This is a genomic window from Mesorhizobium prunaredense (assembly GCF_900156895.1).
GTDB classification, from domain to species: Bacteria; Pseudomonadota; Alphaproteobacteria; order Rhizobiales; family Rhizobiaceae; genus Mesorhizobium; species Mesorhizobium prunaredense.
Genome location: NZ_FTPD01000034.1, coordinates 232006 through 246253, shown reverse-complemented (window position 1 = coordinate 246253; position 14248 = coordinate 232006). Strand labels below are relative to the sequence as shown.

Sequence of the window (14248 nt, the reverse complement as noted above, 5' to 3'; positions counted from 1 at the left end):
AGCACTTCTCCTATCGTCGCTGCAGTTGGGGGATTTTAAGCATGCATATACTGATTGCTGCAATTGGGCTGCTGGGAGTGGCGGCGTTCTGGTGGTATCGGATGAAGGCCATGAACGATGCGGCGCGCGAGGTCGCGGACGTCGTCGGGCGGGTGCAAGGCAACATTCGGCGCAAGAGACTGCGCAAGCAGGCGGCGCTCTCACCGCTGACGGCGATCGACGATCCGGTCGTGGCGGCCGCGACGCTGATCACCGCCATCATTGCCGAGACCGGCCCTGTCCTGCCGCAGCGCGAAGCCGTGGTTCGGTCGGTGATTTCGGAGATTGCGGACGACAAGAAGACCGATGAGGCCGTGGTCTACGCCAAATGGGCGGCGTCACAGATCGACGATGCCACGATCGTCATCGACAAACTGGCGCCGTTTCTGCGCGAACGCCTGGATGTGACTGAGCGAAACGATTTGCTGCAGATGGTGAACCGCGCGGCGCAGGCTGGTGAGCAACCCCTAAAAATATCTGACCAGAGGATACTGCGGCTGCGCCAGAAACTCGGCTTTGAGGTCAATTAATGCATGTCGCGCAAAAGCATGCCCTCGGGCTTAAACCGAGTGTGTGCAGCGGTTTTGCGATAACGGCATGCACAAAACAACACCCTAAAGAGCGTAGCGTGAGGTCGGTCGAACGCGACGCGCTTTAGGGTGTGCTATATTCAGGTGATGCCGGCCCCTCAGACGGGTTCAGATCGCCTCGCCCCTGAGCAGTTTCGGCGTGTCGCCGGACAGACCGGACGCCTGGCGAATGAAGAAATCCTTGAGCCGCGGCATGCGTTCGACGAGACCGAGGCCGATGTCGCGGACGGCGCGCAACGGGCCGATGTCGTTGGAAAACAGCCGGTTCAGGACATCGGTGGTGATGCCCATCTGCAGCGTGTCGAAGCGCCGCCACTGCTGGTAGCGTTCGAGCACGTCGAGCGCGCCGACATCCTGGCCGAGCCGGTCGGCCTCGACCACCACTTCGGCCAATGCCGCGACATCCTTGAAACCGAGATTGAGGCCCTGGCCGGCGATCGGGTGGATGCCGTGGGCGGCGTCGCCGGCGAGCGCAATGCGCGGCGCGACGAAATCGCGGGCGATGGTCAGGCCGAGCGGCCAGGCGCGCGGCCTGTCGGCGACGCGGATTTCGCCGAGCTTCAGGCCAAACCGCTGTTCCAACTCGTGCTCGAAGACGAGGTCGTCGCCGTCGACCAGTTTTTCGGCATCTTCCGATCGCTCGACCCAGACGATCGACGAGCGGTGGGTGCCATCCTTGTCCGACTTGAGCGGCAGCGTGGCGAACGGGCCGGCTGGCAGAAAATGCTCTTCGGCGCGGCCATTATGCGGCCGTTCATGCGCAACGGTGCAGACGATGCCGGACTGGCCGTAGTCCCATTTCACCGTCTTGATGCCGGCCATGTCGCGCAGCTTCGAGTTGACGCCGTCGGCGGCGATCAGCAGCCGCGCCTTCAGCGTCGCGCCGTCGGCAAGATGCACGGTGATGCCGGCGCCGTTGACGTCGAAGGCACTGACGGCGACGCCTTCGATGATGTCGATGCCGAGTGTTTCAGCGCGCCGGCGCAAGGCGCCATTCAAATCCCTGTTGGCGACCATGTGAGCAAACGCTTCGCCAGGCGCGACCTCGCCATCGAAAGTGAGAAACACCGGGCGCAGCGGATCCGAAGTGCGCGAATCGGTGACGATCATCTCGGTGATCGCCTGCGCTTCGGGGGCGATTTCGGCCCAGACGCCGAGTTGGTCGAGCATGCGGCAAGCGGCAGCGGCGATCGCCGAGGCGCGGCCGTCCTTTTGCCAGATGCCGGCGGGCGCGGCGTCGACGACAGCGACCGCCAGGCTCGGTCGCGCCTGTTTCAGCGATACGGCGGCGGCAAGGCCGACATAGCCGGCGCCGGCGACCAGAATGTCGAGCGCGGTTCGGTTTTTTGCATCCGCCTTGTCGACCATGGCAAATTCCTTTCCGGCCAAATGCCTTTCCGGCCTTGACTGCCCGTCATTCCTGTCGGAAACCGCCATAACATTTTGCGGCTCCTGAAGTTCGCTTCGAGTGAAATATCAAAATCAGGCGAACTTCGGAATCAAATCGACACGAGGGCGCGAAACATGACGGCGGCCATGGACGAGCTCCTCGGCATTCTCGACCTCGAGCAGCTGGAACACAACCTGTACCGTGGTCGCAGCCCCAAACTCGACTGGCAGCGTGTCTTCGGCGGCCAGACCATCGCCCAAGCGCTGGTCGCCGCCCAGCGAACGGTCGAGCCCGAACGCCACGTGCATTCGCTGCACGGCTATTTCATGCGGCCGGGCGACACCAAGGTGCCGATCATCTACCAGGTCGACCGTATCCGCGACGGCGGCTCCTTCACCACGCGGCGCGTCGTGGCGGTCCAACACGGTCAGGCGATCTTTTCGCTGGAAGCCTCGTTCCAGCAGGACGAGGTCGGTCTCGAGCACCAGGTGCCGATGCCGCTGGACATGCCGGCGCCCGACACATTGCTGTCGCAGCGCGAATTGATCGGCAAGTTCGGCGAGGCCGTGCCCGACGGCATCAGGCGCTATTGGGAGCGCGACCGGCCGATCGAGATGAAGCCGGTGATGCTGGAGCATTACACCAGTCGGGAGAAGCTGGAGCCGAAGCAGAACATCTGGATTCGCACCACCGGCCCGGTTCCGGCCGATCGTGCCACGCAGGCGGCCGTGCTTGCCTATCTTTCCGACATGACGCTGCTCGATACCTCGACCTTTGCGCATGGCCGCGCCATCTTCGATAGCGACATCCAGGCGGCGAGCCTCGATCACGCGATGTGGTTCCATCGCAGCCATCCACTCGACGACTGGATGCTCTACACGCAGGACAGCCCGTCGACGCAAGGGTCGCGGGGGTTCACACGCGGGTCGCTGTTTGCCCGCGACGGCACGTTGATCGCCTCGGTTGCCCAGGAAGGTCTGATCAGGCTGAAGCGGCCGCCCGCGGAATAGGCAATTTTGCAAAATTGCCTATTTTTTAATCAGCTGCGCTGCCGCGACTATGAACAGTCAGCCGACAAACCTTCCCCAAGCCCTTATTTAACAGCAGCTTAACACCCTGCTTCGGCAACTGGCACGGAGCTTGAATCCTAGCGGGCACTCTCCGGCTCTCATGGGGATCGGCGAAGTCGTGCAAACGCGGGGGGACCCGCAACAGTAAAGGGTGAAACCTTATGAAAATCGTGATGGCAATCATCAAGCCGTTCAAGCTCGACGAGGTGCGCGAAGCGCTCACCGCAGTCGGCATCCAGGGCCTGACCGTCACCGAAGTCAAAGGCTACGGGCGTCAGAAGGGACACACGGAAATCTATCGCGGGGCGGAATACGCGGTCAGCTTCCTGCCGAAGATCAAGATCGAAGTCGCGGTCGGCCTGGACATGGTCGACAAGGCCGTCGAAGCCATCACTGCGGCGGCCAAGACCGGTCAGATCGGCGACGGCAAGATCTTCGTTTTCGGCATCGACCAGGCGGTGCGCATTCGCACCGGCGAAACAGACACCGACGCGCTTTGAGCTGCGGAAACGTATTCCAATGGAGAGTTCAATGAATATTCCTTCTACTTTGAAGTCGGCGGCGCGCACCGCGCTGCTGGGCTCACTCGCTATCGCAGCGCTGGGCACGGTCGCCGCATTCGCGCAGGAAGCGGCGCCGGCCGCGCCAGCGGCGCCGGCCTTTACTGTCGACAAGGGCGACACGACGTGGATGATGATCTCCACCATCCTGGTGCTGCTGATGACCATTCCCGGCCTTGCCCTTTTCTACGGCGGCCTGGTTCGCGCCAAGAACATGCTGTCGGTGCTGATGCAGGTCTTCACCATCACCAGCGTGGTCATGATCGTCTGGGTTTTCTACGGCTACAGCCTTGCCTTCACCCCCGGCAACGCCTTCGTCGGTGGCCTTTCCAAGATGTTTCTCGCCGGCGTCGACGTGACGACGGTGTCGGAAACTTTTACCAAGGGCGTCGCCATTCCTGAGCTGGTGTTCGTCATCTTCCAGATGAGCTTCGCCTGCATCACACCTGCCCTGATCGTCGGCGCCTTCGCCGAACGCGTCAAGTTTTCGGCCGTGATCCTTTTCACCATCCTGTGGGTCACATTCGTCTATTTCCCGATCGCCCATATGGTCTGGTTCTGGGGCGGCCCGAGCGCTTACAGCGACCCGTCGGGGCTCATCTTCAGCTTCGGCGCCATCGACTTCGCCGGCGGCACCGTCGTTCACATCAATGCGGGCATTGCCGGCCTTGTCGGCGCGCTGATGATCGGCAAGCGCATCGGCTACAACAAGGACGTCATGGCGCCGCATTCGATGACGCTGACCATGGTCGGCGCGTCGCTGCTGTGGGTCGGCTGGTTCGGCTTCAATGCCGGTTCGAACCTCGAAGCCAACGCCTATGCGGTGCTGGCCATGGTCAACACCTTCGTCGCCACAGCCGCGGCGGCAGTGACCTGGATCGTGCTTGAAACGCTGCTGCGCGGCAAAGCCTCCATGCTTGGCGCGGTTTCGGGCGCTGTTACCGGCCTTGTCGCCGTCACGCCCGCCGCCGGCTTTGGCGGACCGATGGGCGTCATCGTGCTCGGCATCGTCGCCAGCTGCGTCTGCTACTTCTTCGTCTCGGTCGTGAAGAACAAGTTCGGCTACGACGACAGCCTCGATGTCTTCGGCATCCACTGCGTCGGCGGTATCATCGGCGCGCTCGGCACCGGCATCCTGGTCAATCCCGCCCTCGGCGGCGCCGGCATCGTCGACTATTCCACGGCCGACTTCGCCGCCGTGTATGCCGGCACGGCGACGCAGCTGTGGTCGCAGTTCAAGGGTGTCCTGGTAACCGTCCTGTGGTCGGGCATCGGCAGCGCCATCCTCTACAAGATCGTCGATATGATCGTAGGCTTGCGCCCGACAGCCGATGCAGAGCGCGAAGGGCTCGACCTCACCGCGCATGGCGAAGCGGCCTATCACCCGTAAGCCTGGTCTGGGGCGGCCTCGGCCGCCCCGCACCTTCCCTCCCGTCGTGACGCTCCCGAAAAGGGCTCACGCATTGAGGCCCGGACCGGTTCCGGGCCTCTTTTTTGTGTGCCGAGCATGATCGACAGCTTGGAGGTGTAAGTCCTTTACCCAGCCTGATGGCGGCGAAGGGTTAGCGAAGCGCAAGGGCGTCGCCGCGAGGCGGGGTCTGAAGGAAGCGCGGAGCAAACCCGCGACCCGATGGACAAGAACCGGATATGAGGCCTACCCGGCCGGACGAGCGGGCCGATGACCGCGAAGTCCACAGCATCAAGGGCCGGGGTGGTAAATTCGGCGGGTGTGCGGGGAAGGCGGTCGATCTTACCTCGGGAGATCTGTGCCGTGTCCGGAAATCCGGACTGAGCCCGCCGTGAGGCGCGCTGATCGCGGTGCAGAAGTCAGCAGAGGGCATAGTAGGGAGGCGTCTGCCGAACGAAGGCCCGAACGGTTGGAAGGACGAGTAGGACGGAGTTCTCGCATTGGCCATGCGGCGGAAAACCCAGCTCGAGCTGGCCTTCCCCGAGACGGAAACGGGTGAAGCCCGCGACCGCCTTGGGGCAGGGACCGAAGCCTGTGCGGCGAACGCCGCCTCCGAAAGTCTGGCGGCAATGGCCGGACCGTGCATGGAAGCGATTGTCGATCACGACAATCTGAGGAGGGCGCTGGCGCAGGTCCGGCGCAACAAGGGAGCGCCGGGGATCGACGGCATGAGTGTCGATGCCTTGGCGCTGCATCTGAAAGACCACTGGCCCGAACTTCGCGCCCAGCTGCTCGAAGGCGCCTACAGCCGCAGCCGGTGCGGCGTGTCGACATCCCGAAGGCGTCCGGCGGCACCGGTCCGCTCGGCATCCCCACGGTGCTCGACCGCTTCATCCAGCAGGCGGTGATGCAGGTGCTGCAGGCTGCATGGGACGGCGGGTTCAGCGCATCGAGCTACGGGTTCCGGCCCGCACGCTCGGCTCATCAGGCGGTTGCCGCGGCGCAGGCGTTCATCGCGTCGGGTCATCGCATTGTGGTGGACATCGACCTGGAGAAGTTCTTCGACCGGGTCAACCACGACATCCTGATGGGCTGGTGGCCAAGCGGGTGTCCGATCCGCGTATCCTTCGTCTGATCCGTGGCTTTCTGACCGCGGGTGTGCTCGAAGGCGGGCTGGTCGGTCCAATCGACGAGGGAACGCCGCAGGGCGGCCCGCTCTCGCCGCTGCTGTCCAACCTGATGCTGGACGAACTCGACAAGGAATTGGAGCGACGCAACCATCGCTTCGTGCGCTACGCCGACGACTGCAGCATCTATGTGCGCAGCGCGCGGGCGGGCGAACGGGTGATGGCAAGTGTCGAACGCTTCCTCGACAGGCGTCTGAAGCTGAAGGTCAACACGCAGAAGAGCGCGGTCGCCCCGCCGCACCGGCGCAAGTTCCTCGGCTTCAGCTTCACGAACGAGAAGACGCCAAGGCGTCGGATCGCACCGCAGGCTGTGGTCCGGTTCAAGGAGCGCGTGCGGGTGCTGACGATGCGGACGCGGGGCGCGAGCCTCGCGCAGATAGCCAAGGAGCTGTCGCTCCATCTGAAAGGGTGGCGCGGCTACTTCGGCTTTTGCGAAACCCCGTCGGTGTTGCGCAGCCTCGACCAGTGGATCAGGCGAAGGCTGCGATCCATCGCATGGAAACAGTGGAAGCGCGGGCGCACCCGCTTTGCGGAATTGCGGCGCCGTGGTGTCGGTCACGATCTGGCGGCACAAACAGCCGGCAGTGCACACGGCCCATGGCGCATCAGCAACAGCCCCGCGCTCGCCATTGCCCTGCCGAACGCTTTCCTCGCAAGCATCGGCCTCGCTTCCGTTGTGCCCGCCAAGGCCGAATAATCAGCCGAACCGCCCTGTACGGACCCGTACGCAGGGTGGTGTGGGAGGGGCGGAACCGCAAGGTTCCCCCCTATCCCGATCGTGCGACGCCGCGCCGGTGGCATTCCAGGTTCGGTCACAATCGCTTGATTGGGCGCTTGATCGATCTTGGCGATGAAACATCGGCCGGGCCAGCGTGCCCGCCATTTGTGTGACTGGTTTCCACTCGGGGAGCGCCGGCACGCACCCATGGTTAATGCGGCCTTAACCTTCCCGCCGATAGTCTGGCATCCGAATCTGCCGGAGTGCGTCATGCGTCCGGCCAGTCCATGACAGACGGGGAACGACGAATGCGTTCAGGGGCTTCAGCACCGCTTGCGCTGGCCGATACGGGGCACGGCATCCGGGCGTTCGCGCGGCGTCAGGTCGGCCGGCTCGTCGGCGCCGGCCTGTTTGCGCTGGTCGCCTTCGGCGTCGCCAGCCTCGCCACCTGGAACGTCGCCGACCCAAGCTTCTCCCACGCCACCGACAACATCGTCACCAACGCCATGGGCTATGTGGGGGCTGTCTTCTCCGACCTGGCCATGCAGTTCTTCGGCCTTGCCGCGGTCGCGGCGCTGGTGCCGGCGGTGGTCTGGGGATTTCTGCTGTTTTCGGCGCGCGGCGTCGACAGGCTGCCGAAGCGCGGGCTCGCCTGGTTCGGCTACGCGGTGCTTGCCGCGGCCATGGCCGGCTGCGTGGTGCCGCCCAAGACCTGGCCGCTGCCGACCGGTCTCGGCGGCGTGTTCGGCGACATGGTGCTCAAAATTCCCGGCCTCGTCGTCGGCGGCTATCCGACCGGTCCCATTGCCAGCGTGCTCGCCGTGCTTCTGGCCGCGCCGGCACTGTGGCTGTTTGCCTACGGCTCGGCGCTGATTGCACGCAAGAACGGTTTCGCCGTCCTGGAGCAACCGGCCGCAGCCGATCCGAGCGACCAGGACGACCTGCTTTTCGACAATGACGAGGATGAGGGCGACGAGGGCATTCTGGCACTAGGCGCGATCACGCATTGGTGGCTATCGTTGCGCGCCTATCTCCGCCGCCGCGCCGCCCGCCGCCGCGAGCGCGACGATTTCGAACCGGAGATGGAGCCGCGCGCCAGCGCCTGGCGGCGCGCTGCCGAACGGGTCGAATCGGCCGAATTCGCCGAATCGCGGATGAGTGCCGATGGCCGGGCCCGCGTCGAGCCGGAATTCTTCGCCGCCATGGTCAACGACCGCAGCGCCTCGCTCGATCCCGACGACGCCGATGTTTTTGACGATGACATGGATTTTGTGCCGGAGCCCGCGCGCAGCGCAGCGCCCAATGCGAAGGTGCAACCGTTCCGTTCCGATGCGGCCACCCGCGTCGCGGCGCCGGCGCCGCGGCCGGTTCCGGGCGCGCGTGTCCAGCGCGAAGCGCAGTCCTCGCTGATCGGCTCCGAGCAATTCGAAATGCCGTCGCTGCATTTCCTGTCCGAGCCGAAGAACGTCGTGCGCGACGCCAGCCTGTCCAAGGACGCGCTGGAGCAGAATGCCCGCCTGCTCGAAGGCGTGCTGGAGGATTTCGGCGTCAAGGGCGAGATCATCCATGTCCGCCCTGGCCCGGTCGTCACGCTCTATGAGCTGGAGCCGGCGCCCGGCATCAAATCGTCGCGGGTCATCGGCCTGTCTGACGACATCGCCCGCTCGATGAGCGCGATCGCCTGCCGCGTCGCCGTGGTGCCCGGCCGCAACGCCATTGGTATCGAGTTGCCGAACGCCAAGCGCGAGACCGTCTATCTCAGGGAAATCATGGCCAGCCGCGATTTCGAGACCACCAAGGCCAAGCTGGCGCTGGCGCTCGGCAAGACCATCAATGGCGAGGCGGTCATCGTCGACATCGCCAAGATGCCGCACGTGCTGGTCGCCGGCACCACCGGCTCGGGCAAGTCGGTCGCCATCAACACCATGATCCTGTCGCTGCTCTATCGACTGACGCCGCAGGACTGCCGGCTGATCATGATCGACCCGAAAATGCTCGAGCTCTCGGTCTATGACGGCATCCCGCATCTTTTGACGCCTGTCGTCACCGATCCGAAGAAGGCGGTGGTGGCGCTGAAATGGACCGTGCGCGAGATGGAGGACCGCTACCGCAAAATGTCGAAGGTCGGCGTCCGCAACATCGACGGTTTCAACGCGCGGGTGCAGCAGGCCGAGAAGAAGGGCGAAAAAATCTCGCGCACCGTGCAGACCGGCTTCGACCGGCAGACCGGCGAAGCGGTCTATGAGACGGAAAACCTCGATCTCGAGCCGATGCCCTACATCGTCGTCATCATCGACGAGATGGCCGATTTGATGATGGTCGCCGGCAAGGACATCGAAGGCGCGGTGCAGCGCCTGGCGCAGATGGCGCGCGCTGCCGGCATCCACGTCATCATGGCGACGCAGCGGCCGTCGGTCGACGTCATCACCGGCACGATCAAGGCCAACTTCCCGACCCGCATCTCCTTCCAGGTGACGTCGAAGATCGACAGCCGCACCATTCTGGGCGAGCAGGGCGCCGAACAGCTGCTCGGCATGGGCGACATGCTCTACATGGCCGGCGGCGGCCGCATCCAGCGCGTGCACGGTCCCTTCGTTTCCGATGACGAGGTCGAGAAGATTGTCGCGCATCTGAAGCTGCAGGGCGTGCCGGAATATCTCGATGCCATTACCGAGGATGACGACGAGGACGACGACGAGCCGTCGGGCAAGGGTGGCTCGGGCGGTGGCGGCGGCAATTTCGAGGATTCCGACGATCCCTACGACCAGGCGGTTGCGGTGGTGCTGCGTGACGGCAAAGCCTCGACCAGCTACATCCAGCGCCGGCTCGGCATCGGCTACAACCGCGCCGCCTCGATCATCGAGAAGATGGAGAAGGAAGGCATTGTCGGCCCGGCCAACCATGCCGGAAAACGCGAGATTCTGGTGCCGACGGAGGACGACAAGTTCTGATCCGCCCGGCACCAACCGACAGGATTTTTGCGGCTGCAACCTGACGGCAGCAACTTTGAACCTTCTGGCGCGTTTGCAACGACCAAGCGCTGTTCGGCCGCCAAACTTAAGCCCAACTGGGGGGCCAAACACTGCAACAACAGATAAACCAGACGAGAGTAACCGGCATGAAAAACTCTTCTTTCGCCACGATCAGCGATTTTGCCCCGACCCGCCGCCAACTGCTTGGCCTCGGCCTGGTCCTGGCAGGTGCCGCGGCCATCAATGTCGTGCCCGGGGTCCAATTGCTGGCGTCGGCGCAAGCGGCGGTGCCAGCCACCGCGCAGAAGATCGCCGACCATTTTTCCTCAGTCAAATCGATGGCCGGCGAATTCGTGCAGTTCGGACCCAAGGGCGAGCAGACCGGCGGCAAGTTCTTTCTGGAACGGCCGGGCAAGATACGCTTCAACTATGATGGGACGTCGAATTTCCGGGTGATTTCCGACGGCAAGTCGGTGGTCATCCTCAACAAGCGGCTGAAAACGTCCGATCTCTACCCACTGTCGAAAACGCCGCTCAAACTGCTGCTCGACACCAGGATCGACCTCTCGGGCGGCCGCGTCAAAAGCGTCAAGGAAGAGAACGACGTCACCACCATCCAACTCGCCGACAAATCGGTGTTCGGCAGTTCGAAGATCACCATGATGTTCGATCCGAAAACCTACGAATTGCGCCAGTGGACGATCACCGACGCGCAAGGCAAGGACACGACGGTGATGATCTTCAACGTCAGGGAAGGCGTAAGCTTCGCCCCCGACACCTTTGCCATCGACTATACGGCCAACCGGGAACTGAACACCAAGTCGCGTTAAGGTATGTTGATATTCAGGTGATGCCGGCCTGCAAATGGCGGGTTCCTGCGCTTCCGGTGCTCACGTACCAAAAGTACGCTCCGCTCCAGTTCTCGGAACCCACCATTTTCGGCGCGGCCTGACCTGAATCTCAACACACCTTGGAATCGGCCTCGTTTCGATAGTTGTGCGAAGTCATGGGCCGTGCCTTACCAGGCGCGGCCGGCTTGTTTTTGCGGTGCGCGGCTGTCAGTAGTTTCCGGGATTGACTTTCCGTCGGAGCCATCTGGCGAACCTTGCGCTGTCCCGGAATCCCAAACATGCCCTTTTCGATCGCGACCTGGAACATCAATTCCGTCCGTCTGCGCATGCCGCTCGTCGAACGCCTGCTTGTCGAACAGGCACCGGACGTGCTCTGCCTGCAGGAAACCAAAGTTCCGGACGAACTGTTTCCCGAGAAGGCGTTTCGCAAGCTCGGCTATCAGCACATCGCCTTCCACGGCCAGAAGGGCTATCACGGCGTGGCGACGGTGGCGCGCCGGCCGATCGCGATTGTCGAAAAGCGCCGCTTCTGCGAGATCGAGGACTGCCGGCATCTGTCGGTCACCGTGCGGGCCGGCGGCAAGGTGATCCTGCTGCACAATTTCTACGTTCCGGCCGGCGGCGACGAGCCCGACCCGATCATCAACCGCAAGTTCAAGCACAAGCTGGATTTCGTCGCCGAAATGAACACCATCCGGGCCGAGCACGACGAAGTGTCCGGCTCGATCCTGGTCGGCGACCTCAACATCGCGCCGCTCGAGCACGATGTCTGGTCGCACAAGCAGCTCCTGAAAGTGGTCAGCCATACGCCGGTCGAGACGGAAAATTTCGAGGCGATGCGGCTCGCCGGCGACTGGGTCGACCTGATGCGGCTCAACGTGCCTTACGAGCAGAAGCTCTACACCTGGTGGAGCTATCGCGCGCAGGATTGGGAAGCGTCGGATCGCGGCCGGCGGCTCGATCATGTCTGGTCGTCGCCAAACCTGGTGCCGAGCTTTGCCGGCTACGAGATCCTGCGGCCGGCGCGCGGCTGGCAACGGCCGTCGGACCATGTGCCGGTGGTCGCTCGGTTCGACCTGGATTAGGTGTATCGATATTCAGATGAGGCCGGCCTGCGAATGACGGTCTCCTGCGCTTCCGGTGCTCACGTACCCAAAAGTACGCTCCGCTCCGGTTCTCGGATCCCACCATTCTGGTCGCTTCGCGCCCGTCTTCGACTCCGGCTCGGCCTGATCTGAATCTCGACACACCTCAGCCCTTGCCGCCCTGATCCGATTGGCTTTCACGGTCAGTGTGAGAGCGAGTTGAAAGCATCCCCGTTCAGTCGTCGAAACGCGGCGCCAGTTCCTCGATGCGGCGGATCATTGCCAGAAAATCCTCGGAGATGCGCTGGTGCAGGTGGACCGCAATGTCGGGATATTCCTCCAGGATGCGGTGGAACATCTTGCGGCTGAGCCGCAGCACTTCCGAATCGATCTCGGCGGATGCGCTGGTCAGCCGGTTGGTGTCGGCGATCAGCGCCAGTTCACTCAACATCGTACCGGGGCCGGCCGTGCCTATCGGGACGCGGGCGCCATCCTGCTCGCGATACAGCACGATGCGCCCGCTGACCACGATATAGGCGCAATCGGCCTGGTCGTCCTCGCGGTAGAGCTTGTGGTCGGCCTGCAGGCTGGTGGTTTCCGCGCCAAAGGCGAGCAGACGCAGCTGTTCCTCCGTGAAGCTCTCGAAGAGCCTCACGGCGGACAGGATGCGGATGTCGTCATCCAACGCCATCTAGCTGTGTCCCCGAACGGCCAGTCCAATCCCTCCATTGGAGCGCCGAGCGTTCCTTTGGACGCGGCAAAGGACGCTCTAAACGCTTTGAAATCGACGCACCGGGCTTTCCAAAAAACGAATCCGATTTTTGGGCCGTTGCGTCAGCGAGCTCGATCCAGAACCACCTCCAGTCTCAGGATCGTACCCGAAAGCGGCGCCTCCCCTAACCGCTGATTGAATGATTAAATGTTTAAGGAACCAGCTTGTAGCCACCACTTTCTGTCACAAGAATTTCTGCGTTGGAAGGATCGCGCTCGATCTTCTGGCGCAGCCGATAGACATGGGTTTCCAGCGTGTGCGTGGTGACGCCGGAATTGTAGCCCCACACTTCCTCGAGCAGCACGTCGCGCGTCACCACCTTCTGGTCGGCGCGATAGAGATACTTGATGATCGAGGCTTCCTTTTCGGTCAGCCGCACCTTGGCGCCGCGCTGGTCGATCAGAAGCTTCTGGCTAGGCTTGAACGTGTAGGGGCCGACCGAAAAGGTGGCGTCTTCGCTCTGCTCATGCTGGCGAAGCTGAGCCCGGATGCGGGCCAGGAGAACCGCGAAGCGGAACGGCTTGACCACATAGTCGTTGGCGCCGGCTTCGAGGCCGAGAATCGTGTCGGAATCGGTGTCGTGTCCCGTCAGCATGATGATGGGCGACTTGTAGCCGCCCTTGCGCAGCATCTTCACCGCCTCGCGGCCATCCATGTCGGGGAGGCCGACATCCATGATGAGCAGATCGATGATGCCGCCGCGGGCCGTGGCGATGCCTTTGGCGGCGGTTGATTCCTGCAGGACGTCGAATTCTTCATAGAGAGACAATTGCTCGACGAGCGTGCCGCGCAGGTCGTCATCGTCATCGACGATCAGAATGGTGCGTGAAGTCATGGATCAATCCGTTGTTTTGAAAAGAAAATTCAGTTGACCGCTGCCTGTTTATGCGGAAGCTGACCGGCACAACAGCCGATCACAATGATTTGTTCCGTGGCACGATCATACAAGAAAAAACGCGCGTGCAATGAGGCGAGCGCATTTTTGCGAAAAGGGCTTCGTGTTCTCACCGTGCGCGCCAGGCCCGGCCACCCCAGCCAGGGACTTCTGCAGGCTGGCAAACTTGTGTTTTCCTGTGCGCTGGGGCGCGGCGGCATATCGGCCGGCAAGCGCGAAGGCGATGGCGCCACGCCGCTTGGGTCGATGCGGATACTGTCGGGATATTTCCGTAACGATCATTTTCCCGGCGGCCGCAAAACCCGGCTGGCGATGGCGCCGATCGGTCGCGATCTCGGCTGGTGCGAAGTGCCTGAGGACCGCAACTACAACCGTCCGGTCAAGATTCCCTATGGCGCCAGCCACGAGCGGATGCTGCGCGCCGACCGCCTTTATGACGCCTGCCTGGTGCTCGCCTGGAACATTGCGCCGCGTCGCCGCGGACGCGGCAGCGCCATCTTCTTTCATTTGGCGCGCCCTGACTTCACGCCGACGCAAGGCTGCGTCGCGGTGACGGCACGCACGATGGCCCGGCTGTTGCCGCTGCTGTCGGACCGCACGGTGATGAGGGTGGTGAGGTAGATGGGAAGGGAAGGGAATAGGGGGATTAGCGAAAGTAAGGGTGGCGCAGTCCGGCGCATATCTATTGGCGATTTCCTACTGCCCTACTGC

At 63.1% G+C, this 14248-nt stretch carries 14 protein-coding genes; 11 read left to right on the top strand and 3 right to left on the bottom strand.

The window, feature by feature from the left end; genetic code table 11:
• Window positions 1–41 precede the first annotated feature (41 nt).
• Entirely contained in the window at window positions 42–569 is a 528-nt protein-coding gene (locus BQ8794_RS22795; protein ID WP_077380887.1) for a hypothetical protein, read from the top strand.
• A gap of 168 nt (window positions 570–737) precedes the next feature.
• On the opposite strand, the gene BQ8794_RS22790 is transcribed toward BQ8794_RS22795, so the two are convergent.
• Window positions 738–1997, bottom strand: coding sequence for a ubiquinone biosynthesis hydroxylase (locus tag BQ8794_RS22790; protein ID WP_077381017.1), 1260 nt, complete (start codon window positions 1995–1997; stop codon window positions 738–740).
• 156 nt (window positions 1998–2153) lie between these two features.
• Between BQ8794_RS22790 and tesB the strand changes: the two genes are divergently transcribed.
• The 9 genes from tesB to BQ8794_RS22755 all read left to right on the top strand — a co-directional run bounded on the left by tesB (window position 2154) and on the right by BQ8794_RS22755 (window position 11870).
• Complete coding sequence (gene tesB / locus BQ8794_RS22785; RefSeq protein ID WP_077380886.1) at window positions 2154–3029, top strand: acyl-CoA thioesterase II; 876 nt, start codon at window positions 2154–2156, stop codon at window positions 3027–3029.
• A 221-nt stretch (window positions 3030–3250) separates the two neighbouring features.
• The gene (locus tag BQ8794_RS22780) at window positions 3251–3589 is read left to right on the top strand and encodes a P-II family nitrogen regulator (protein WP_023800571.1); all 339 of its coding nucleotides are present in this window, start codon (window positions 3251–3253) and stop codon (window positions 3587–3589) included.
• Between the two features lie 31 nt (window positions 3590–3620).
• Window positions 3621–5039, top strand: a complete 1419-nt coding sequence (locus tag BQ8794_RS22775) for an ammonium transporter (RefSeq protein ID WP_077380885.1) — start codon at window positions 3621–3623, stop codon at window positions 5037–5039.
• 518 nt (window positions 5040–5557) lie between these two features.
• Entirely contained in the window at window positions 5558–5965 is a 408-nt protein-coding gene (locus BQ8794_RS36685; protein ID WP_244555064.1) for a hypothetical protein, read from the top strand.
• Window positions 5935–6192, top strand: a complete 258-nt coding sequence (locus BQ8794_RS37085) for a reverse transcriptase domain-containing protein (protein ID WP_280174616.1) — start codon at window positions 5935–5937, stop codon at window positions 6190–6192. The genes BQ8794_RS36685 and BQ8794_RS37085 overlap by 31 nt, the downstream gene beginning before the upstream one ends.
• Entirely contained in the window at window positions 6153–6941 is a 789-nt protein-coding gene (locus tag BQ8794_RS37080; RefSeq protein WP_280174615.1) for a group II intron maturase-specific domain-containing protein, read from the top strand. Before BQ8794_RS37085 ends, BQ8794_RS37080 begins: the two co-directional genes overlap by 40 nt.
• A gap of 329 nt (window positions 6942–7270) precedes the next feature.
• Window positions 7271–9913: an FtsK/SpoIIIE family DNA translocase gene (locus BQ8794_RS22765; protein WP_077380884.1), complete on the top strand. Its 2643-nt coding sequence runs from the start codon at window positions 7271–7273 to the stop codon at window positions 9911–9913.
• A gap of 167 nt (window positions 9914–10080) precedes the next feature.
• Window positions 10081–10764, top strand: a complete 684-nt coding sequence (locus BQ8794_RS22760; RefSeq protein WP_027155917.1) for an outer-membrane lipoprotein carrier protein LolA — start codon at window positions 10081–10083, stop codon at window positions 10762–10764.
• Between the two features lie 299 nt (window positions 10765–11063).
• A complete protein-coding gene (locus BQ8794_RS22755) occupies window positions 11064–11870 on the top strand; it encodes an exodeoxyribonuclease III (protein WP_077380883.1) in 807 nt (268 codons plus the stop codon).
• Between the two features lie 235 nt (window positions 11871–12105).
• Here BQ8794_RS22755 and BQ8794_RS22750 read toward each other — a convergent pair whose 3' ends face one another.
• Together BQ8794_RS22750 and BQ8794_RS22745 are read right to left on the bottom strand one after the other, a co-directional pair.
• Window positions 12106–12561: a cyclic nucleotide-binding domain-containing protein gene (locus tag BQ8794_RS22750; RefSeq protein ID WP_077380882.1), complete on the bottom strand. Its 456-nt coding sequence runs from the start codon at window positions 12559–12561 to the stop codon at window positions 12106–12108.
• A 232-nt stretch (window positions 12562–12793) separates the two neighbouring features.
• Window positions 12794–13477 (bottom strand): response regulator transcription factor, encoded by a 684-nt coding sequence (locus BQ8794_RS22745; RefSeq protein WP_023800565.1) that lies wholly within the window; start codon window positions 13475–13477, stop codon window positions 12794–12796.
• A gap of 84 nt (window positions 13478–13561) precedes the next feature.
• On the opposite strand from BQ8794_RS22745, the gene BQ8794_RS22740 reads away from it, so the two are divergent.
• Window positions 13562–14158: a L,D-transpeptidase family protein gene (locus tag BQ8794_RS22740; RefSeq protein ID WP_077380881.1), complete on the top strand. Its 597-nt coding sequence runs from the start codon at window positions 13562–13564 to the stop codon at window positions 14156–14158.
• Window positions 14159–14248 lie beyond the last annotated feature (90 nt).